Below are 22641 nucleotides of genomic sequence, written 5' to 3'. Positions count from 1 at the left end.
TGAAAATATATAAAAACACGATAAAGATCAAATAAATGAGCTTTATCGTGCCAAAAAGCAAACCAATAGAACCAGTTACTGGCGAATTTGACCATCACCGAAAACAATCCATTTCTGTGAGGTCAGGCCTTCCAGACCGACTGGACCACGGGCATGGATTTTATCGGTTGAAATCCCGATTTCTGCACCGAGACCATATTCAAAGCCATCGGCAAAACGGGTTGAGGCATTGATCATCACCGAGCTGGAGTCAACACGTGCCAGAAACTCACGTGCCAGACTAAAGTTTTCGGTAATAATCGCATCGGTATGGTGTGAGCCATATTGGTTGATATGGTCAATCGCCTCATCCATACCACTCACCACCTTAACTGCAAGGATCGGCCCCAGATACTCTGTATACCAGTCTTCCTCGGTCGCAGTTTTGACAGATTCACCCAGAATGCGCTGGGTTTCTGGACAGCCACGAAGCTCAACCTGTTTTTCCGCATAAAGTTCAGCAATGCGGGGCAGGAATTCTTCAGCAATCGTTTCATCAACCAAGAGGCTTTCCATGGCATTACACACTCCATAACGGTGTGTTTTTGCATTCAATGCGATTGGCAAGGCTTTTTGCAGGTCAGCCTGTGCCTCAACAAAGATATGGCAATTGCCATCCAGATGCTTGATCACAGGAATACGCGCTTCATTGCTGATGCGTTCAATCAGGCTTTTTCCACCACGTGGCACAATCACGTCAACATATTCAGTCATGGTGATCAGATGTCCAACAGCGGCGCGGTCAGATGTGTCAATCACCTGCACGGCATGTTCAGGCAGGCCTGAAACCTGTAGGCCATGTTGAATGGCGGCTGCAATTGCCTTGTTCGATTCCAGCGCCTCAGAACCCCCACGCAAGATAATCGCGTTACCTGATTTTAGCGCCAGCGATGCCGCCTCAAGCGTCACATTGGGACGTGACTCATAAATCATTCCAATCACGCCAAGCGGCACGCGCATTTTACCCAACTGGATACCAGACGGACGGTAGGTCATATCAGTGATTTCGCCAATCGGGTCAACCAATGCGATGACATCTTTCAAGCCCTGTAGCATGCCCTTGAAACGGGCAGGGGTCAGTTCCAGACGGTCAAGCAGGGCACTGTCCAGTTGGCGTTGACGGCCATTTTCCATATCAATTTGATTGGCTGCTAAAATTTGTGCCTGATTATTTTCCAGGGCAGTATAAATTGCAGACAAGGCATGATTTTTCAAATGTGTCGATGCACTGACTAAAACACGAGACGCTTTACGCGCCTGTATCCCGACCTGTTGCATATAAGTTTGAATAGAGTCTTGCATAGCATTTTGATGATTGCATGTATTTATAAAGATAGTAACAGTCAAATGCGGAACAATGAATAGCCTGAACTGACTAATTCACAAATTGTAAACTGTTATGTTGCGTGGGTGTTTTTGCTGAAATGCAATGAATCTGTTGAATTTAAAGACATGACTACATATTTTGCAAAAGATTGTTGAACTAAACAAGATAAATGGTTAAGGAAATCGTTGCGTATAAAACATGCATTTGTATAGAATGAAAATGTATAGGACAAATGTAATACAAATTTTGTAAATTTGTTAACTTGCAAGTTGAAATCGTAAAAAATGAGACTCTTGCATCAAAAAAATAAACAAGGATGGAGGAAGGATATGAATTCCATTATCCAAATGGACTCGGATTTAAACCACACCTACACTGGGTTTGGTTTTTTCGACATTTACAATAAAAACAGTTTTAAACAACCAGCGCGTACTACATGGATAGATGGTTGGAAAATTGAATATATGGCAATTGCTGATCCCAAAACGATCTACAACACGCCAATTGTAATTGTCGGAGGCGCATTTCAGAACTTTAACTCTTATAAGTATTGTGTTGAGCAACTCTTTGAGAGTGGTCCTGTCATTTTGATTGATTTACCTTCAATGGGCGCAAATCAACAGATTCGCAATGTGGATACTGGTGAATCCGCAGCAGTGCTGGAATTGCCTGATTTATCAAAAATGCTGGGTCAATGGCTTGATATTGTTGGAATCGACAAGGTTTCAGTGATGGGAATGTCATTGGGTTCAGTGGTCGCTTCTTCATTTGCATATCAACGTCCAGAACTGGTGGACCGTATGGTGCTGATGGGTGTGATGCAAAAGACCCGTAAAAGCTGGCGCATGCTGCTTGAGGAGTCACTACACCTGATGCGTGAAGACCGCATGGAGGAGTTTGGGCAGGCGGTTATTTTGTATCTGGTCAACCACGCCAAGCTGGACAAGACACGTATGTCACCCACAGCCAAGCGTCTGTTTTTTAGACAGATGGCTGATTTCACCACAACTGAGCGCGAGCGCTATGAAATCAATTGCAACCGTTTACTGCGCCTAAGTGATGTGCCTGTCGCACAGTGTAAGACATTGGTTGCTGCTGGGCAGTATGACAGTTTCACCCTGCCGCATGAAAACGCCGACTTTGCCTTGCAGTGTGAAGACATGCAGTTTGCCTTGATCGCCAATGCCGATCATGTGCCACAGCTGCAGCGCCGTAAAGAAACCATGAATCTGTTTACGACATTCCTGAAAGGTGAATCCATCGATAACCTTGATGGCATCATTAGCATGACGCGCGAGCAAATGAAGCAGATCGAACGCCGTGGTGAAGAGCGTATTCCTGTTTTACAGCCAGAAAGCAAGCTTAGCCACCGTCATCTGGATGGCGAAGTGTCAGTCACGATTGTTGATATCACGTTCTTTGGAGTGTACCTGAAACTTCACCAACTTGAGCAGCTTGATTTTGTTAGCCAGCATCCACGTGATTTAGCCTTGCATTTGGTTGATGAAGAGGGCGAATTTAAAATTGAATGTTTAATCTTTGATGCCACCGAGCAAGGTCTACGTATCTTGTTTAAACATGGTAGTTTTGAGATTGCTGACCGTTTAACCCGTTTTATTGAGCGTCAGAAACTGGCTAATTAATTCGTAAAAACGTGTAGGAAAGTTAAAAAAGAGAAGTGGTGTATGACCACCTCTCTTTTTTTGTAGGGATTATTTATTGCTTGCCTGGATTGTCCAGACCAGATCACCCAAGTGCTGATGTCTGTTTTGCAGGGAAATTTGATCGAAAAACTGTTTGGGCTGTAGAACCTCTACCTGTTTAAAGCCAGCTTCATGAAAAAACTGTTCGACTTCAACAGGAGTCTGAAAGTGGAAACTAAAGGCACTACGGGACATCCACTTCAATAAACGGCTGCTGTTCCAGATGATGGTGGCGAGTTTATTTTGGGTCGGTTCTGGATAAAGGTCAGTTAAATAATGCAGTTCTTTAAAGTCTTTACCATAGGTAGCAATGGCTTTAATCAGTTGTTGCAATAATGGTTTCTCAAAATAGTTAATCAAGCCTTCGCTAATCACCACCAATGGACGTTGAGGATCAAATACCTCAAAGGCAGAAGCAAAAGCGTCCGTGAATAAATCGACTGAAAGCACCTCATCAGTTTCGCTTTCAATTTGTTGTAGTGCCGCCTGTTTGGTCGCAGCCATATCAGGTAAGTCAAGTTCACGGTAAGTGATGTCTGGATAATGCTGTCTAAACCACCATCCACGCGGGGAGAGTCCACAGGCAATCTCAAGCACCTGTAAATCAGGATGCTGTTGAATTAATGTCTGTAAGTGAGTGTCAAGCATAGTGTGGCGCTGTTTTAGCGTGGTGCGCATACTGCCACCCACATATTTTTCTGCCCAGCTTTCAATCGGATGAACCAGGGCGGCAAGCGTTTTCCCTTTTGCCGTTGCCAATGCTGGATGAGAAATTCCCATTTGATACCAGATATAGCCTGTGTAATGTGCAGTAAATGAAATATGGCGATGTTTTGAAAGTTGTTGTGTCATCTGTCCTAGACTCTGTTTTTATCTTATTTTAGCGAAATGAAATAAATCTTTTTTTAAATTGAAGATTCCTTTCATTTAAATAAGACTTTAAGTTTGTTATTTACTCTCATGAAGCGACATGGATGCCCTCGTTGACCAGTCTGAACTGTTTTAAAAACAACACAAAGCTGATCAAAAAAGGATTTTCGTTACTTTTCATCCCTGAAAAGCAAGGCATTACCTATAATAAAAAGTATCTGATTAGATATAGCTTCTAAGGCAGCGCCAACTTATTCGTAGATACAACTTAAAACGAATTCTTAAAGTCTTCAATGACTTTTCTGACGTTTTGCCAAGTTTCGTCCAAAGTGAGGGTAGTGCCGATCTGAATCTCTGGAATTTTACCGCGCATACGCTCCAATCGTTGCTGGTTTGGCAAGGCAAGGTTTTGAATGCCATCCAGCGCGGTACATGCGGCTGCACGGTCATTGCAGACCAAGCCCATATCACATCCCGCGTTTAATGCAGCCTGAATCCTCGCATCCGCACCGCCTGCCACACATGCAGCCTGCATACTCAGGTCATCCGAAAACAAAACCCCATCAAACCTGAGCTGCTGGCGTAAGACATTTTGCAGCCAGAAAGGAGAGAAGCCTGCTGGGTTGGGATCAACCTGATCATAGATCACATGGGCTGGCATCAATGCATCCAACTGAGGCATCAACTGGATAAAGCTTTGCATATCCTTATCATAAATTTCCTGATAGCGACGGCTGTCAATTGCCGCCGCCACATGCGAGTCTGCCTTGACTGAACCATGACCTGGAAAATGCTTGCCAGTGGTTGCCATGCCTGCTTTTTTCATGCCCTGCATAAATGCACCTGCCAGTGGCACGATGTCCTGCATATTTTTGGCAAAACCACGGTCACCAATCACATCGCTAATATCATTCAAGTCCAAAACAGGCGCAAAGCTAAAATCAATCCCCACCGCAAGTACTTCAGTTGCCATTAACCAGCCACATTGTTCAGCCAGTTCAATTGCCTGCTGCGGGCTGTGCAGATAATGCTCTCCAAGTCGTCCCATCGCTGGAAGCAAGGTAAAACCCTGTCTTAAACGCTGTACACGACCACCTTCCTGATCAACAGCAATCAGGATGTCAGGGCGCACCTGCCGCATATGGTCTGTCAATGCACGGACCTGTTGAGGGGATTCAATATTGCGGGCAAATAAAATCATGCCGCCGACTTGCGGAGCCTGTAATAGTTCAATATCTTCTTGGGTAAGTTCTGTGCCAGCAATATCCAGCATCAATGCGCCGATCATAGTGATTCCGTTTGAATTTTGATAAAAAATTTGATGAAAAAAACGATAGATAAATTGTGCAATGATTTGCTACATTTTGTCAGTACAGAATATGATAAAACGACATGATATTGATGAATAAGTTATACGGGTTGCCAAGATGCTGACTGAATAGCATTCATATTGACATTGTCCCTGTGTAATAATTGCCATATCCAAGGAAGCACCAAAATTTTATGAAACTTCAAACGATAGCGTGTGCGGTTGCAATTGCGACTGGTGGTTTATTTTTCTCTCATACCATAAATGAGGCATTTGCGGCGACAGAAGCTCCAGTAGTTTCAACAACGATCAAGCCATCACAAGAACAAGCATTAGTCGCACGCCAGTTAGCAACACTCGTTGATCGCCAGCATTATTTAAATATGCGTTTAGATGCGGCCACCTCAAATCGTATTCTGGATATGTATTTGGATAGTTTAGATCCAGATCATTCTTTATTTTTAAGCAGTGAAGTTGAAGAATATAAGAATAAGTACGGCTCAACCTTTGGTAGCTCATTGAAAGCGGGCAACTTAACTGGGCCTTTTGCCATTCATGCGCAATATCGTGAGCGTTTGAAACAGTTTTACGAATACATGCTAGCTGAACTCAAGAAACCACAGAATCTGCATCAGAAAGGTGTGTATCTTGAGATTGATCGTGAAAAAGCGCCGTATTTCAAAACGACTGCCGAGCAACAGCGTCATTGGCAGAAAATGCTAGTTTCACAGTTGATCAATTTGACGATCAGCAAAGAAGAAGAGCAGGCCAAGCAAAAGGCATTAAAGGAAAATCCTTCTCTCGCCAATGGTCAAGATTTGACAGGGCCTGAAGACTTAACGCCTGTTCAGACACTGACCAAGCGCTATACACGTCAGCTAGAGCGTATTGGTCGGGTAAAAAGTGATGATGTGCTGGATAAAACATTGAATGCAATGTTGGCAACCTATGATCCACACAGTAATTATTATCCACCAATTGATGCGATGGAGCTGAACCGTCAGACCACCTTGCAGCTTGAAGGGATTGGCGTTTCAATTCGTCCTGAACGTGGTAATGAGGACTACACCAAGATCGAAACCATCGTTGAGGGTGGTCCAGCCAGTAAGTCTGGTCAAGTAAAGTCGGGAGATCGCATTATTGGAGTTGCCCAGGATGGCGATAAAATGGTGGATGTCATCGGCTGGCCTAGTTCTGAGATTGTGGGGCTGATTCGTGGTAAACGTGGTACCAAAGTCACGGTACGCTTGCTGGGTGCTGGCGCAGCCATGAGTCAGGCGCGTAATGTCACACTGACACGCGATGTGATTCAGGAAGAGGATGCGGGTGTTCGTTCACGTACCGTTGAAATCACGCGTGATGGCAAGAAGCATGTCTTCGGTGTGATTGAGATTCCATCATTCTACTTTGATTATCGTTCACGCCGTGCTGGTACTGAGTACCGTTCAGTGTCTGAAGACACTGCAAAAGCATTTGAAGAACTGAAAGCCAAGAAAGTCGAAGGCATTATGGTTGATTTGCGTAATAACCCAGGTGGCTCTCTGGAAGAGGTTGCCCGTATGCTGGGGCAGGTGATTAAGTCAGGCCCAGTGGTTCAGATCCGTGATGGCAATGGTAATGTCAATGTGTTTGAAGACACCGATGGCGGTGAACAGATTTATGCTGGGCCAATGGCGGTATTGGTGAACCTGGCCTCTGCTTCGGCAAGTGAAATCTATTCTGCGGCAATTCAGGATTATGAACGCGGCATCATCATTGGTAGTACCACCACAGGCAAGGGAACCGCTCAGGTTCAACTGGATTCTTTGGCACATGGTCAGGCAACGCTGACACAGCGTAAGTTCTATCGTGTTACAGGCGGCAGTACCCAGAATAAAGGGGTGATTCCCGACATTAGACTGGTGGATATCTACAATGAGGAGTTTGGTGAGCGTAAGGCTAAAAATGCATTGAAGTGGGACACCATTCCAACAGCGCCATTCAAACGTGAAGGTTCAGTACAGCCTTATCTGGCTAAATTGAACCAGACCTCTGAACAGCGTGTTGCGACAGACCCGCAGTTTAAGTATTTGGAGACACGCAAAACGCTTGCCAAGAAAAGCGCTGATGAGAAAAAGGTGGTACTGGATATCGACCAGCGTCGTGCTGAACTGGTTGATCTGGAAAAGCAAACGCTGGATGCTGAAAATCAACGCCGAGCTGCAACAGGCCAGCCGCCTTATGCAAACTGGGAAAGCTACCAGGCTTCTATTGACGCTCTAGTTGAGTCACGTGCCAAGATGAAAGCTCATCTGCGCCCACCTTTACCAGAGGAAGAGGCATTTATTACCGAAGCGGCAAATGTGCTACTGGACTATGCAGCATTGCAAGGCCGTTAAATTTTAGATTTTGCCGTTAAAAAAAATAGCCCTGTCATGCAGGGCTATTTTTTTATTGTCCAAGTCTTTATTGTTCAAGGTTTAATTGACTCGAATCCAGATCTGGCTGCGTCCCAATACAGAAACCCCGACATAGCCCCGTAGATGTAGGCGTTGTCCATTTGAGCTGAGTTTTGCTGCCAGACTATATACACGGCCACTATTGGGGTCGAGAATTCGTCCACCTGTATAGGTGAGGTCTCTCTTGTGCTTAAGCTTGGTAATTACATTTAAACCGACAATCGGTTTGTTGGTATAAGGGGCAGGGCAGCCCGTACAGAACTCTTTCGGTGTGTAACCTGTACGTGGGGTGATTTTGGTTATTTTGCCTGTATAGGTGCCATCCGCTTCCTGGGTAATTTCGACCTGGCCTTTAGGTGCACCTGTGACGTCATCAATACTTTGCCAAATACCCGTAATATCTTGAGCAAAGGTCAGTTGGCCAAGACCAAATAACACAAAAAAGGTAATGAGTTTTGAGTACATGCTTAAGCCTCCTTGCTGCCTATCATTGTCTTTCTATTATTTCGGATTTCTAATAAGATTCAATCATTATTTTACAATTGTTTGCTTTTTTTTAATAATTGAAATTTCAATGAATTTTTGAGGATTTAAGAAAAAACCACTTCGGTTTGAATGACAACGAAGCGGCTTTTTTTGATGAAACCGTGATCAAAAATGATCAAATATAAGATGGTGGGTGCATACAGCATCATAGCTTATTCGGCGCGAATCCAGATCTGGTTACGACCTAATGCAGATACACCCAGATAGCCGCGCAAGTGCAGGCGTTTACCATTTGAGCTTAACTTGGCTTTCATGCTGTAGAGCTTGCCTGTATTTGGATCAAGAATACGGCCACTAGTATAGTTAAGACCATCCTTGTATTTTAAGCCTGTCACCACATCCATGCCAATAATAGGTTTGTTGGTATAAGGTGGTGGACAGTCTACACAGGTTTCCTTTGGAGTATAGCCCGCACGAGGAGTAAGTTTGACTACTTTTCCTGCATAAGTATTGTCAGCTTCTTTACGAATCTCGACTAACGCTTTAGGTGCACCCGTTTTGTCATCAATACTTTGCCAAAGACCCGTAATGTCTTCCGCAAAAGAAAAGCTACTGACTGCTGATAAGAGTAATACACCTATGAGTTGTTTGGCCATCATTAAAATCCTTTTAACGTTTGAAACTCCATTATGTAGGATATTTGACAACTAGTTCAATCTTTATGTGATATTTGCTGCAAATTTTAAGACAAAGATAAAATAAAAGTGGGTAGCCAGATGGCTGTGAAGACCCCATTCACCGCCATGCCAAATGCGGCATAACGACCCGTGACAGGACCACGCTGCCATGCCTGTGCCGTGCCAATGGCATGGGCCGCCAGACCCAGCGCCAGGCCAGAGGCACGTTCATCATGGATATGTTTTAAGATCCACGGTGAAAAGGCCGCTCCAATCACACCTGATAAGATCACAATTAGAGAAACCATCATCAACGGGGCATGTAGCAGTGTGGCAATGTTAAGTGCAATCGGTGTGGTCACCGCACGTGTGGCAAAGGCCATGATGGTCGGTTCAGACATGTGCAGTAAATAAGCAAGTCCCATTGGCAGGGCAACCGCACTGATGCTGGCAAAACATAAAATCCCGATCATGGACTTGATGGGCAAGTCATCGTAGCGCATCGCTGCGAGGGGAATGGCCAGCGCAACCGTGACATAACCAAGTAGATGGTTAAACACATCATTGACGTTGTTCATGTAGTGTTCATAGGGAATGCCGAGGATTGCCAGTAATCCAATCACGATAAACATGGCAAACACAATCAGCGGAATCTGAGGAACCTTTTTATTCAAAGGTTTTGCAAGCAGATAGCTGATCAGGGTGATCACAAAGCCATAAATAACCATCAACATAAATAAAGGCCTCTATAACCAGCGTTTTGCCATTTTGGCGTAAATCCATAAGGGCAATAAGGTACTTAGGGTGAGCACAAACAGAAACACAGGAATTTCCTTGCCCAGATGAATCAGCATGATCAGCGAGCCTGCACAAATCGGCAGAAACGCAAATGCGCTTTCTTTCATGATTTTATTGTTGGTATCAATCAGGCGGTTGGAGATTTTTTTAAACCGCCTCCAGATCAGCAGGGTGGTGAGTAGCGCAATCAACCCCACCAGATTACCCAGTTCAGGGTGATGAAAGACTTTGGTGATCAGGACGGCACCCTCACGAAATACGACAATCAATAAAATCGTGCAAAACCAGGCTGACCAATCAATATCTTTCATGTGCTTTTTTACTCTCGTCTATCTGAACGATGTGTAATCATCATTATAGTGATGAATTGTCATTCCGTTCGAATTCTTCCAAAGCCCGCTCGAATAAGGAAGCTTTTTTTCCAAGAATTTCGTCTAATGGTAAATGTGCCTGTTTAATGAGTTGCTCCAGTTTATGAGGGGCGATACAGACCGACAGGTGCAGGTCACCATGATCATCATGGTGTTCAGACTGAATCACGTTCAGGGTATAGAGCTGAGTACGCAGTTTACCGTAGGCTGGTTTCAGCACTAAATCAAAGTGTTGTAACTGGCCCATCAGACATTGTTGTACCGCCTGACTGAGCAGTTCCAGACCCTGCCCAGAATGTGCCGAAACATAGACACGGTCAGGCTGGTCAGGTGCCTTATAAATAATTTTTGCGGCATCACCGCTCAGGTCGATTTTATTATAGACATGCAAAACTGGGGCATCTGCACCAATTTCCTTAAGTACCGAATCCACCGCTTCAATCTGCTCAGTCATGTTGGGACTGCTGCTGTCAATCACATGCAGCAGCAAGGTTGCTTCCAGCGTTTCTTCCAAAGTGGCCTTGAATGACTCGACTAGATCGTGCTGCAAGTTTCGAACGAATCCAACCGTATCCGCCAGAACAACTGTACCTATGCCATCCCAGTCCAAACGGCGTAAGGTGGGGTCTAGGGTTGCGAACAGTTGGTCGGCAGCATAAACGTCACTTTTTGCCAAGATGTTAAATAAGGTTGATTTTCCCGCATTGGTATATCCCACCAGTGAAATGGTTGGAATCGCCGCTTTTTGACGCGCGGCGCGGCCTTGCAGACGGGTTTGTTGAACCTTAACCAGTTTTTCCTTGAGTTGGGTAATGCGTACCCGAATCAGTCGGCGGTCTGTTTCCAGTTGTGATTCACCTGGCCCACGTAGACCAATGCCCCCTTTTTGCTGTTCCAGATTACCCGTAAAGCCACGAATCAGACGGGTGGACAAATGTTTAAGCTGTGCCAGTTCGACCTGTAGCTTCCCCTCATGGGTGCGGGCACGTAAGGCGAAAATATCCAGAATCAAACCTGTACGGTCAATCACCCGACATTTCAGCACTTTCTCCAGGTTGCGTTCCTGGGCAGGGGAGAGTGAGTGGTCAAAAATCACCAGTTCCGCTTCAAGGTCTTTGACCTGTTCGGCAATTTCATCAACCTTGCCTGAGCCAATAAAGAACTTTGGATCAGGCTTGTTGCGTTGCACAGAAATATGTTCAAGGATTTCAGCACCAGCAGATTGAGCGAGCAATCGGAACTCTTCAGCATCCAGATCGTCAAGCAGTTGTACAGCCACACTGACTAAAATTGCCCGTTCACCACCTTGATGCTGCTCAAAATTTTCCACGCGATCTCATATCTTCGTTGTTGAAGCCTTATTCTAGAATAAACTTAAAGCAAAGGGCAAAGACTAAGTGTCGCTAGATGACATTTCGGCGCAAAAGATCAATAAAACCAATCAATGTTGCCAGATACAGGATTGACCAGCCCAAAAACATCCTGAGGGCATAGCCATAAGGAATGGTGGTCTGTGATTCTGATGTGTTGGTATGTGGATTCATCTTATCACCTATAAATCTGTAAATTCGATTTATTTATGGTAATTGATCTGATAAATCATTTAAAATTGAAAAAATTTATCCTTACATTCGTTTTTTAATATCAATGCTACATTTATAAGTGGATATGGGCATGATATAACTTTGCTAATTTAATGCATACATGCATACGGTTTTGATGATTTATGACACAAGAAACACCAGCGCTAAACAACCCGCCATTTAGTTTATTCTCTAAGTTCAGTCTATATAGCAAGAAATTGGCCGCAGGCCTGGAAACGATTGGTGAAGGCTTTTATCTCATCTATCGTCATGGCCTCTATAAAGATCCCAATAATCCTGTAAATACCCGTTATGTGCAGTATTTTTGCCGTCGTTTATGTGAAGTCTTCAATATTGAGGTACAGGTTCATGGTGCCATTCCCCGTGAACCTGCACTTTGGGTCAGCAATCATATTTCATGGCTGGATGTGGCGGTACTGGGTTCAGGTGCCCGTATTTTCTTTCTGGCGAAAGCCGAAGTGGAAAAATGGCCCATTTTGGGAAATCTGGCAAAGGGCGGTGGAACCCTGTTCATTAAACGTGGTTCAGGTGACTCCATTCGGATTCGTGAGCAAATTACCGAGTTTTTAAAACAGGATATTCCCGTGCTGTTTTTCCCTGAGGCCACCACCACAGATGGCACAAAGGTTAAAAAAGTACATGGCAGATTGCTTGGAGCCGCTATTGAGGCCCAGCGACCCGTCCAGATCTGCGTGATTTGCTATGTCAACCAGAATGGTGAGCTGGACATGGTGGCCCCATTTATTGGTGAAATGACTTTTGCGGAGCATGTGCAGCGCGTTCTGGAAATGCCCAAAGTCACGGCCCACCTACTGACATTGCCCGCAGTTCCTGTAACAGGGCATACCGTGGAGACCTTGACCAGGGAAGTTGAGCAGCAAATGCGTGCAGGTTTGCTGGAGTTGCAGCGCAAGGTGCTTAGGGTGATGCCAGATGGCACTGAGGCTACATAAATCCCTCGATTGGTAGCCATGAAAGCATCTTGATGCCAGCCCTTTGCCACCATTTCATGCGTGGTTCTTTGGTATAAATAACAGGGCCTTGAGGTGTCTGACGCTGCCAGGTAATTTTCTTGTTGGCATCCAGCACCAGTTTATAGGCATATTTGCTGAGGTTCTCATCCATTGTGGTGTGAACCGCCTGGGCAAGTGGTGGGCTGTTGAGCAGTACACCAATCTCAGTATTGAGATAGGCCGAGCGTGGGTCAAAATTAAACGAACCAATAAAAACCTGTTTTTCATCCAGTGCCATCAATTTGGCATGCAGGCTTGAACGGCTTAAGCCCTTTATGCTGACCTTGGCCTTTTTCGCCAAATCCTCGGTGTTTTTGTCCAGATCATTTTTATTCAGCGCAGGTAAAAATTCATAGAGCTGTACACCATGTTCCAATAAGTTCTGCCGATACTTGCCATAAAACGCATGGACCACCGCGACATCATTGGCCTTGAACGAGTTGGTCAGAACCCGTACCTTAACGCCATCCTTTGCCAAATCGGTCAGCATTTTTGCCCCTTTTTTTTCAGGAACAAAATAGGCTGAAATCAGGTCAACGTTTTTTTCAGGTTGTTCGAGATGCTGAATAAGCTGGAAATTGAGGTGTTCTTTCTTTTTTGCCTTGGACTTGATCTTGTCGGGTGAATCCTTGACTACTTCCGCCTTGACCCAATCCAATTGAATATCCCGACTCATCAGTGAGTCAATGGCCTGAGAGTTGCTGGTTAAATCCAGATAGTTTTGTACGGTAACCCGCTTGTAGTGCTCATCAAGCTGCCGTTTTAAACTTTCATAGCTGAGATGATGGGCACTTTGCTTGACCACTTCCTGCACCTTGTAGGCATATTCATGGTTCCAGTATTCATCAAAGGAATGTGAAATATCTTTCACCGCCGTGCCGACCAGCATCACATCAACATCAGAGAACTGGTAGTTGTCACTGACATTGTAATATTGATTGGTCATGTTGCGCCCGCCAATTAGGGCAACCTGGTGGTCTGCGATGAAGCTCTTGTTGTGCATGCGTCGGTTGATGCGCTTCAGGTCCAGAATCATGTCGAACGCACGATATTTCCGAAAGCGATAGGGGTTAAACAGCTTGACTTCAATATTGGGGTGCTGTGCCAATGCCAGAAAAATTCCCTCGGTTGATTTGGCATTGTTATCATCAATCAGCAGGCGAATCTTGACGCCACGGTCTGCGGCACGGATCAGCGCATGCAGGGCCAGTGAGCCAACCTTGTCGTTATCCCAGATGTAATACTGTAAATCCAGCCTTTTCTCCGCCTTGTCAATCAGGCTTAGGCGGGTCGCCAGGGCCTCCAGCGGCTCAAACAGCACCAGATAACCTGTCAGCTCAGGGTGCTGTTCTTGTAAGGGTTGAATGATTTGTGCCAGTGTGGTCTGGGCGGTGTCAACCTGCAAGGCGGTTTCAGGAATGGATTCTATTGTATGTTTGGGTAAGGTGCTGCAACCTGTTACAGTGATCGCAATACTGCAATAAATCGCAAGCATACTTTTATTGTAAGTAGTTGTACTTATTTTTGTATGTTTGTTATTTATACGGGCAGATTGCGTCATAATTATTACTGATTAAAAGTTCGGCTTGAGTATAGCATTTCATCGAAAAATATAAATATGAGATGTGATAACTGCCCCTGAGGTGAGGTGAATGAGCTCTGCACTGTTAAATTCAGATATAGTTATTTTAGTTTTCTATCTCCTGTTTGCGGTACTGGCACTGTGGGCACTGATTCAGGCCTGGATACATCAGGCTCGCACCGAAACCATCCATCCGTTTAAGGCGTTCGTGCATTTGCTGGCTTTTTATCTGTCTTATTTGCTAGTGCCCCTTTGGTTTTTTAGCCTCTATGCAGGTTGGTCAGGTTACTACACCCCCCACCAAACCATTTTTGTATTCCTGTTAAGCAGTGTGTTGGTCTATGCACGTTTTATTGAGCCACACCAAATTCATGTGAAATACCATCAATATCGTTTAAATCCACAGCGTGAATTTACCAAACCTGTAAAAGTGGCATTGGTTGCAGACATGCATGTAGGGTTATTTTCAGGACATGAACGCCAACTCAAAACCATTGTCAAAAAATTAAATCAGGAGCAGCCCGATTTTGTTGTGGTGGCTGGAGACTGGACCTATGAACCTGAAAATCGTTTGGTGCAGGAACTGGCAGTATTAAGGGAAATACAAATGCCAGTTTATTCTGTGTCAGGTAACCATGATGAACAGTATCCAGGACCACCAATTCAGGAACTATTGGCAAAAGCGCTGTCTGAAAACAATGTGATGGATATTGAGGGCAAGATTATTGAATTTGATGAGTTCCGTCTGGTTGGCATCGGGGATTTGTGGGCAGGAAAAGCCAATATGCGTTTTTTACCCGAGTTGCCACAGGATAAGCCGTGGCTGATTTTATCCCATAATCCTGATACGGTGGATATGGTGCCAGAATTGCCAAGCCATCCTCTGATGCTATCTGGACATACACATGGCGGACAAATTGAACTGCCGTGGGTCACCAGCTACATTATGAAACGGGTTTCGATTTTGGGGCACAAAAAAGGCTTTTACTCACATGAACATGCAGATGTATTTGTGACGGTGGGGACGGGGATGGTGGGTGTTCCATTTCGGTTTCGTGTGCCACCCACCATTGATATTATTGAATTATGCTAAAAAATATGTGAAAATGACAGGAAGTGGCTTAAAAATAGCCAATTAAATATTAAAACCCAAAAACCGCTTGCGTGGGAAATAAAACTGCCTATAATGCGACTCCATCGTCGGTGTTGTTGATTGAAAGTTTTTTTAAATCAGTTGCTTAAAGTGGTTTAAAATAAAGTTGAAATTACCTGTTGACTTTAAAGAGATTTAGGGTAACATAGCCGACCTAGCTTGATGATGACGAATCATCGAGAAGATCATTAAGAGAATAGAAGAACAACTTGTGTGGATTTTTACTGATTGATTGATCGATATATTATCATTGATTGAAGGTAAAAATTACTCGAAGTTTATTTGAGCGAATTTTTAGTCAGAAAATTGATGAGCCAAGATTTGTAGCCATAAGCTACTAATGATATTAAACTGAAGAGTTTGATCATGGCTCAGATTGAACGCTGGCGGCAGGCTTAACACATGCAAGTCGAGCGGGGATTGGGTGCTTGCACCTAATCTTAGCGGCGGACGGGTGAGTAATGCTTAGGAATCTGCCATTTAGTGGGGGACAACATTCCGAAAGGGATGCTAATACCGCATACGCCCTACGGGGGAAAGCAGGGGATCTTCGGACCTTGCGCTAAATGATGAGCCTAAGTCGGATTAGCTAGTTGGTGGGGTAAAGGCCTACCAAGGCGACGATCTGTAGCGGGTCTGAGAGGATGATCCGCCACACTGGGACTGAGACACGGCCCAGACTCCTACGGGAGGCAGCAGTGGGGAATATTGGACAATGGGGGGAACCCTGATCCAGCCATGCCGCGTGTGTGAAGAAGGCCTTTTGGTTGTAAAGCACTTTAAGCGAGGAGGAGGCTACCTGGATTAATACTCTAGGATAGTGGACGTTACTCGCAGAATAAGCACCGGCTAACTCTGTGCCAGCAGCCGCGGTAATACAGAGGGTGCGAGCGTTAATCGGATTTACTGGGCGTAAAGCGTGCGTAGGCGGCTGATTAAGTCGGATGTGAAATCCCTGAGCTTAACTTAGGAATTGCATTCGATACTGGTCAGCTAGAGTATGGGAGAGGATGGTAGAATTCCAGGTGTAGCGGTGAAATGCGTAGAGATCTGGAGGAATACCGATGGCGAAGGCAGCCATCTGGCCTAATACTGACGCTGAGGTACGAAAGCATGGGGAGCAAACAGGATTAGATACCCTGGTAGTCCATGCCGTAAACGATGTCTACTAGCCGTTGGGGCCTTTGAGGCTTTAGTGGCGCAGCTAACGCGATAAGTAGACCGCCTGGGGAGTACGGTCGCAAGACTAAAACTCAAATGAATTGACGGGGGCCCGCACAAGCGGTGGAGCATGTGGTTTAATTCGATGCAACGCGAAGAACCTTACCTGGCCTTGACATAGTAGAAACTTTCCAGAGATGGATTGGTGCCTTCGGGAATCTACATACAGGTGCTGCATGGCTGTCGTCAGCTCGTGTCGTGAGATGTTGGGTTAAGTCCCGCAACGAGCGCAACCCTTTTCCTTACTTGCCAGCATTTCGGATGGGAACTTTAAGGATACTGCCAGTGACAAACTGGAGGAAGGCGGGGACGACGTCAAGTCATCATGGCCCTTACGGCCAGGGCTACACACGTGCTACAATGGTCGGTACAAAGGGTTGCTACCTAGCGATAGGATGCTAATCTCAAAAAGCCGATCGTAGTCCGGATTGGAGTCTGCAACTCGACTCCATGAAGTCGGAATCGCTAGTAATCGCGGATCAGAATGCCGCGGTGAATACGTTCCCGGGCCTTGTACACACCGCCCGTCACACCATGGGAGTTTGTTGCACCAGAAGTAGGTAGTCTAACCTTAGGGGGGACGCTTACCACGGTGTGGCCGATGACTGGGGTGAAGTCGTAACAAGGTAGCCGTAGGGGAACCTGCGGCTGGATCACCTCCTTAACGAAAGATTGACGATCGGTAAGAATCCACAACAAGTTGTTCTTCGAGATATATCGAATGAAAGATAGAAAAAGTATTGTTTCTCTTTTTTAATTTTAGAGATAAGTCGTGCACTACGCGCTGCGCTTGTCTTGCGAAATAAAAGAAGAGATCAACGATCTCTTCTTTTATTTCTCAGGGTCTGTAGCTCAGTTGGTTAGAGCACACGCTTGATAAGCGTGGGGTCACAAGTTCAAGTCTTGTCAGACCCACCACTACTGACGAAGTGATGAATAATCACAAGCTACTAGATGAGAAGATATATCGTTCATTATGATTGTAAGCTGGGGACTTAGCTTAGTTGGTAGAGCGCCTGCTTTGCACGCAGGAGGTCAGGAGTTCGACTCTCCTAGTCTCCACCAGAGCTTCGATCAGCAAAGCAACGCTTTGCCGAAGCGCAAGACAAGCAGCTATGCTGCGCGTAGTATCTGATCTAATATGGTAGTGAAAGATATTTTTAAATTATAGAACTTAATAAATAAGGTGAATCAAGAGATTGATTTAGATTTATTAACTTCTGTGATTTATCACAGTTTACTGCAAGCTGACGAGGCTGTAGTTAATCATTAACAGATTAGAATTTGAGTCTGAAATAAATTGTTCACTCATTCAATAACAAAGCAAGAAGAATTAATTCTTTAAGCTGAGTTGTTAGAAATGAGAACTAGCAAAAACACTGAATCAAGCGTTTTGGTATATGAATTTAGATTGAAGCTGTACGGTGATTAAATTCACGAAGCAACAAACTGGATGAGAGCGATGTAAGTTGAAAAACGAGCATAGCAATCTGTCCTAACCTTACTTGTAAGGGTTAGCGACTGTTTGGGGTTGTATAGTCAAGTAATTAAGTGCATGTGGTGGATGCCTTGGCAGTCAGAGGCGAAGAAAGACGTGATAGCCTGCGAAAAGCTCCGGGGAGGCGGCAAATATCCTGTGATCCGGAGATATCTGAATGGGGGAACCCACTTACCATAAGGTAGGTATTGCAACATGAATACATAGTGTTGCAAGGCGAACGAGGGGAAGTGAAACATCTCAGTACCCTTAGGAAAAGAAATCAATTGAGATTCCCTTAGTAGCGGCGAGCGAACGGGGAGTAGCCCATTAAGTTATGTGTGTTTTAGTGGAACGCTCTGGGAAGTGCGAACGTAGAGGGTGATATTCCCGTACACGAAAGGGCACACATAATGATGACGAGTAGGGCGAGGCACGTGAAACCTTGTCTGAATATGGGGGGACCATCCTCCAAGGCTAAATACTCCTGACTGACCGATAGTGAACCAGTACCGTGAGGGAAAGGCGAAAAGAACCCCTGTGAGGGGAGTGAAATAGATCCTGAAACCGCATGCATACAAGCAGTGGGAGCCGACATGTTCGGTGACTGCGTACCTTTTGTATAATGGGTCAGCGACTTATATTCAGTAGCGAGGTTAACCGAATAGGGGAGCCGTAGAGAAATCGAGTCTTAATAGGGCGTTTAGTTGCTGGGTATAGACCCGAAACCAGGCGATCTATCCATGAGCAGGTTGAAGGTTGGGTAACACTAACTGGAGGACCGAACCCACTGTCGTTGAAAAGCCAGGGGATGACTTGTGGATAGGGGTGAAAGGCTAATCAAGCCTGGTGATAGCTGGTTCTCCCCGAAAGCTATTTAGGTAGCGCCTCGGACGAATACCATTGGGGGTAGAGCACTGTTTCGGCTAGGGGGTCATCCCGACTTACCAAACCGATGCAAACTCCGAATACCAATGAGTACTATCCGGGAGACAGACTGCGGGTGCTAACGTCCGTAGTCAAGAGGAAAACAATCCAGACCGCCAGCTAAGGCCCCAAAATCATAGTTAAGTGGGAAACGATGTGGGAAGGCATAGACAGCTAGGAGGTTGGCTTAGAAGCAGCCACCCTTTAAAGAAAGCGTAATAGCTCACTAGTCGAGTCGGCCTGCGCGGAAGATGTAACGGGGCTAAAACTATGTGCCGAAGCTGCGGATGTAACTTTTAAGTTACGTGGTAGGGGAGCGTTCTGTAAGCCGAAGAAGGTGTATTGAGAAGTATGCTGGAGGTATCAGAAGTGCGAATGCTGACGTGAGTAACGACAAAACGGGTGAAAAACCCGTTCGCTGAAAGACCAAGGGTTCCAGTCCAACGTTAATCGGGGCTGGGTGAGTCGACCCCTAAGGCGAGGCCGAGAGGCGTAGTCGATGGGAAATGGGTTAATATTCCAATACTTCTGTGTAATGCGATGAGAGGACGGAGAAGGTTAAGTCAGCCTGGCGTTGGTTGTCCAGGTGGAAGACAGTAGGCATGCATCTTAGGCAAATCCGGGGTACTCTATGCTGAGAGTCGATAGCAAGCTGTACTTGTACAGTGAAGTGGCTGATACCATGCTTCCAGGAAAAGTCTCTAAGCTTCAGTTACACAGGAATCGTACCCGAAACCGACACAGGTGGTCAGGTCGAGTAGACCAAAGCGCTTGAGAGAACTCTGCTGAAGGAACTAGGCAAAATGGTACCGTAACTTCGGGAGAAGGTACGCTGCTGACGGTGATGGGACTTGCTCCCTGAGCGGTTGGCAGCCGCAGAAACCAGGCCGCTGCAACTGTTTATTAAAAACATAGCACTCTGCAAACACGAAAGTGGACGTATAGGGTGTGATGCCTGCCCGGTGCTGGAAGGTTAATTGATGGGGTTAGCGTAAGCGAAGCTCTTGATCGAAGCCCCAGTAAACGGCGGCCGTAACTATAACGGTCCTAAGGTAGCGAAATTCCTTGTCGGGTAAGTTCCGACCTGCACGAATGGCATAATGATGGCGGCGCTGTCTCCAGCAGAGGCTCAGTGAAATCGAAATCGCTGTGAAGATGCAGTGTACCCGCGGCTAGACGGAAAGACCCCGTGAACCTTTACTGCAGCTTGACATTGAACTTTGACCTTACTTGTGTAGGATAGGTGGGAGGCTTTGAAGTTGGAACGCTAGTTCCAATGGAGCCGTCCTTGAAATACCACCCTGGTAATGTTGAGGTTCTAACTCTGCCCCGTAATCCGGGGCGAGGACCATGTCTGGTGGGTAGTTTGACTGGGGCGGTCTCCTCCTAAAGAGTAACGGAGGAGTACGAAGGTGCGCTCAGCGTGGTCGGAAATCACGCGTAGAGTATAAAGGCAAAAGCGCGCTTAACTGCGAGACCCACAAGTCGAGCAGGTACGAAAGTAGGTCTTAGTGATCCGGTGGTTCTGTATGGAAGGGCCATCGCTCAACGGATAAAAGGTACTCTGGGGATAACAGGCTGATACCGCCCAAGAGTTCATATCGACGGCGGTGTTTGGCACCTCGATGTCGGCTCATCTCATCCTGGGGCTGAAGCAGGTCCCAAGGGTATGGCTGTTCGCCATTTAAAGAGGTACGCGAGCTGGGTTTAGAACGTCGTGAGACAGTTCGGTCCCTATCTACCGTGGGCGCTGGAAATTTGAGAGGATCTGCTCCTAGTACGAGAGGACCAGAGTGGACGAACCTCTGGTGTACCGGTTGTCACGCCAGTGGCATCGCCGGGTAGCTATGTTCGGAAGGGATAACCGCTGAAAGCATCTAAGCGGGAAGCCTACCTCAAGATAAGATTTCCCCAGGACTTCATGTCCTCTAAAGAGCCGTTCGAGACCAGGACGTTGATAGGTTGGGTGTGGAAGCACGGTGACGTGTGAAGCTGACCAATACTAATTGCTCGTGAGGCTTGACTATACAACACCCAAACAGTTGTTGTATTCAAGATAAATTCAATACATAACTTGATTTAGTGTCAAAACTAGTTACAATACGACTCAATTAACTAATCCGTTAAACTCATTTGGAAAAAGCCTTGGCATAGATAAGACCAAAGCAAGTATCCATAAACAGTTTGCTGGCGACAATAGCAAGAGTGAACCACCTGATCCCTTCCCGAACTCAGAAGTGAAACCTCTTCGCGCTGATGGTAGTGTGGCGTTTGCCATGTGAGAGTAAGTCATCGCCAGCTTTTAAATACTAAACCTCCCAACTAACCTTGGGAGGTTTTTTTATTTCGGTGCTAAAAATTAAAAGTCTAATGGGCTAATTATGCCAAGTCGGTTGATCTTGAGTACATGGGTGTAAATCATTGTGGTTTGTACACTGCTATGACCTAGTAGGGATTGTATGGTGCGGATGTCTTGCCCATTTTGTAGTAAATGTGTAGCGAAGCTGTGGCGCAAGGTATGCAATGTTGCGGGTTTATTGATGCCAGATAAGGACACTGCTTTTTTAAAACTGCGTTAAAATGCTTGTTCGTGTTGATGATGCCGGCGGATGATTTTTGAGCGCGGATCAGTCGATTCTTTTGCTGCGGGAAATAACCAAAACCATGATAGTTGCGTTGCATAAGTTGGATATTTTTTCTCTAAAGCATCGGGAAGATACACACCGTTACGGTTTAAGTGCCGATCTGTTTGATATATAGCTGTTGCAGTTTGGATGTGTTGTTGCAAGGGTACGAGCAATTTTTGCGGTAAAACGGTGATTCGATCTTTATCGCCTTTTGCCGCACGCACGGTAATTTGATTCAAACCAAAATCTATATCTTTGATGCGAAGTTGATACATTTCTAATAGCCGCATACCTGTGCCATATAGTAGCTGACATTTAAATAGATCTTCTGTATTGAGATAACTAAAAATTAATGTTATTTCTTCTTTTGAGAGCACGACTGGAAGCCTAGCGGTGACCCGAGGTCTTTCTATATCATCAATATATGGCAGGGTAATATTTAATACATCGTGGTAAAGAAAAAGTAATGCACTGAGTGCTTGTTTGTGGGTTGATTTGCTTATGCCGTTATTATTCACTAAAAATGCCAGATAACTTTTTATATGTGTTTCATTTAAGGTGCACGGGTGTTGTTTGTTATGATAAAGGATATAGCGTTTAATCCATTGGATATAAGCTCTTTCTGTTGATAGGCTTAAATGTCTGTATCGTGCTGTATAAGCAACTTTTTCTAATAGTTTGGGTGATTGTGTATGGCTATTATTTTGAATTATCATAATTTGACAAATATGTTTTTACGCTTTAAGGTGTTTGGAATATAGCGAGAATAATATAGTAGGACTTACGCATTGACGGATTCAAAAAAGTATTAAAATAGTTTATAAAGTATCTGTGATCAGACGAACTAAACATGCTTCTACAGCAACTTGTACTCTACCCATTTATATGGGCTTTCTCATGACAGAACCGAACTCTATTAGCTGCACACAACTTGCCGAGACTTATAATATCTCGCATGATAGTGTAAATCGCTTTCTAGAGCGTGAAGACTACACACCTCACGACCTATATCAAGAAGC

14 protein-coding genes, 2 tRNA genes, 3 rRNA genes and 2 pseudogenes are annotated in these 22641 nt (G+C 45.2%); 10 read left to right on the top strand and 11 right to left on the bottom strand.

Features of this window, described 5'->3' with window-relative positions; genetic code table 11:
* Positions 1-75: 75 nt before the first annotated feature.
* Positions 76-1341 carry a glutamate-5-semialdehyde dehydrogenase gene (locus F972_RS11970; RefSeq protein ID WP_004757138.1) on the bottom strand — a complete coding sequence of 422 codons (1266 nt, stop codon included), beginning with the start codon at positions 1339-1341 and terminating at the stop codon, positions 76-78.
* Positions 1342-1695: 354 nt separating this feature from the next.
* Here F972_RS11970 and F972_RS11965 point away from each other — a divergent pair, with 354 nt between their 5' ends.
* Entirely contained in the window at positions 1696-3009 is a 1314-nt protein-coding gene (locus tag F972_RS11965; RefSeq protein WP_004683212.1) for an alpha/beta fold hydrolase, read from the top strand.
* Positions 3010-3078: 69 nt separating this feature from the next.
* Here the strand turns inward: F972_RS11965 and F972_RS11960 are convergent, their stop codons facing one another.
* Together F972_RS11960 and nagZ are read right to left on the bottom strand one after the other, a co-directional pair.
* Positions 3079-3921 carry a class I SAM-dependent methyltransferase gene (locus tag F972_RS11960; protein ID WP_004678487.1) on the bottom strand — a complete coding sequence of 281 codons (843 nt, stop codon included), beginning with the start codon at positions 3919-3921 and terminating at the stop codon, positions 3079-3081.
* Positions 3922-4207: 286 nt separating this feature from the next.
* Positions 4208-5227 (bottom strand): beta-N-acetylhexosaminidase, encoded by a 1020-nt coding sequence (gene nagZ / locus F972_RS11955; protein WP_004683210.1) that lies wholly within the window; start codon positions 5225-5227, stop codon positions 4208-4210.
* 215 nt (positions 5228-5442) lie between these two features.
* Here nagZ and F972_RS11950 point away from each other — a divergent pair, with 215 nt between their 5' ends.
* Positions 5443-7626: a carboxy terminal-processing peptidase gene (locus tag F972_RS11950; RefSeq protein ID WP_004769859.1), complete on the top strand. Its 2184-nt coding sequence runs from the start codon at positions 5443-5445 to the stop codon at positions 7624-7626.
* Positions 7627-7707: 81 nt separating this feature from the next.
* Here the strand turns inward: F972_RS11950 and F972_RS11945 are convergent, their stop codons facing one another.
* From F972_RS11945 to F972_RS16065, 6 genes are all read right to left on the bottom strand, one after another.
* Positions 7708-8151: a DUF2147 domain-containing protein gene (locus tag F972_RS11945; protein WP_004757140.1), complete on the bottom strand. Its 444-nt coding sequence runs from the start codon at positions 8149-8151 to the stop codon at positions 7708-7710.
* Positions 8152-8384: 233 nt separating this feature from the next.
* On the bottom strand, positions 8385-8831 hold the full coding sequence (locus F972_RS11940; protein WP_004757141.1) for a DUF2147 domain-containing protein: 447 nt from the start codon (positions 8829-8831) through the stop codon (positions 8385-8387).
* Positions 8832-8914: 83 nt separating this feature from the next.
* Complete coding sequence (locus tag F972_RS11935) at positions 8915-9583, bottom strand: LrgB family protein (protein WP_004683206.1); 669 nt, start codon at positions 9581-9583, stop codon at positions 8915-8917.
* Between the two features lie 12 nt (positions 9584-9595).
* Entirely contained in the window at positions 9596-9958 is a 363-nt protein-coding gene (locus F972_RS11930) for a hypothetical protein (protein WP_004678474.1), read from the bottom strand.
* A 43-nt stretch (positions 9959-10001) separates the two neighbouring features.
* Entirely contained in the window at positions 10002-11348 is a 1347-nt protein-coding gene (gene hflX, locus F972_RS11925) for a ribosome rescue GTPase HflX (RefSeq protein WP_004757143.1), read from the bottom strand.
* Between the two features lie 73 nt (positions 11349-11421).
* A complete protein-coding gene (locus tag F972_RS16065; RefSeq protein ID WP_004757144.1) occupies positions 11422-11562 on the bottom strand; it encodes a hypothetical protein in 141 nt (46 codons plus the stop codon).
* Positions 11563-11744: 182 nt separating this feature from the next.
* Here F972_RS16065 and F972_RS11920 point away from each other — a divergent pair, with 182 nt between their 5' ends.
* Complete coding sequence (locus F972_RS11920; protein WP_004769856.1) at positions 11745-12575, top strand: lysophospholipid acyltransferase family protein; 831 nt, start codon at positions 11745-11747, stop codon at positions 12573-12575.
* Here F972_RS11920 and F972_RS11915 read toward each other — a convergent pair.
* Positions 12568-14130, bottom strand: coding sequence for a phospholipase D family protein (locus tag F972_RS11915; protein ID WP_416201950.1), 1563 nt, complete (start codon positions 14128-14130; stop codon positions 12568-12570). The genes F972_RS11920 and F972_RS11915 overlap by 8 nt on opposite strands.
* A 157-nt stretch (positions 14131-14287) precedes the next feature.
* Between F972_RS11915 and F972_RS11910 the strand changes: the two genes are divergently transcribed.
* The 6 genes from F972_RS11910 to rrf all read left to right on the top strand — a co-directional run bounded on the left by F972_RS11910 (position 14288) and on the right by rrf (position 21296).
* Entirely contained in the window at positions 14288-15310 is a 1023-nt protein-coding gene (locus F972_RS11910) for a metallophosphoesterase (RefSeq protein WP_004683199.1), read from the top strand.
* A 408-nt stretch (positions 15311-15718) separates the two neighbouring features.
* Positions 15719-17255: ribosomal RNA gene (locus F972_RS11905) — 16S ribosomal RNA — on the top strand.
* A 177-nt stretch (positions 17256-17432) separates the two neighbouring features.
* Positions 17433-17509, top strand: a tRNA-Ile gene (locus F972_RS11900).
* Positions 17510-17580: 71 nt separating this feature from the next.
* Positions 17581-17656 (top strand) — tRNA-Ala (locus tag F972_RS11895).
* A 472-nt stretch (positions 17657-18128) separates the two neighbouring features.
* A 23S ribosomal RNA gene (locus tag F972_RS11890) occupies positions 18129-21022 on the top strand.
* Between the two features lie 159 nt (positions 21023-21181).
* Positions 21182-21296: ribosomal RNA gene (gene rrf / locus F972_RS11885) — 5S ribosomal RNA — on the top strand.
* The 16S, 23S and 5S rRNA genes sit together here with 2 tRNA genes alongside, the layout of an rRNA operon.
* Positions 21297-21354: 58 nt before the next feature.
* Here rrf and F972_RS11880 read toward each other — a convergent pair.
* Positions 21355-22338 (bottom strand): annotated as a pseudogene (locus F972_RS11880) (integron integrase).
* A gap of 115 nt (positions 22339-22453) precedes the next feature.
* Between F972_RS11880 and F972_RS15940 the strand changes: the two are divergent.
* Positions 22454-22641 (top strand): annotated as a pseudogene (locus F972_RS15940) (IS701 family transposase); the annotation flags it as partial.

Source organism: Acinetobacter sp. CIP 102529, assembly GCF_000368325.1.
Taxonomy (GTDB): domain Bacteria; phylum Pseudomonadota; class Gammaproteobacteria; order Pseudomonadales; family Moraxellaceae; genus Acinetobacter; species Acinetobacter parvus.
The sequence above is the reverse complement of the archived record's forward strand: the minus strand, read 5'-3'. Positions and strand labels throughout refer to the sequence as shown.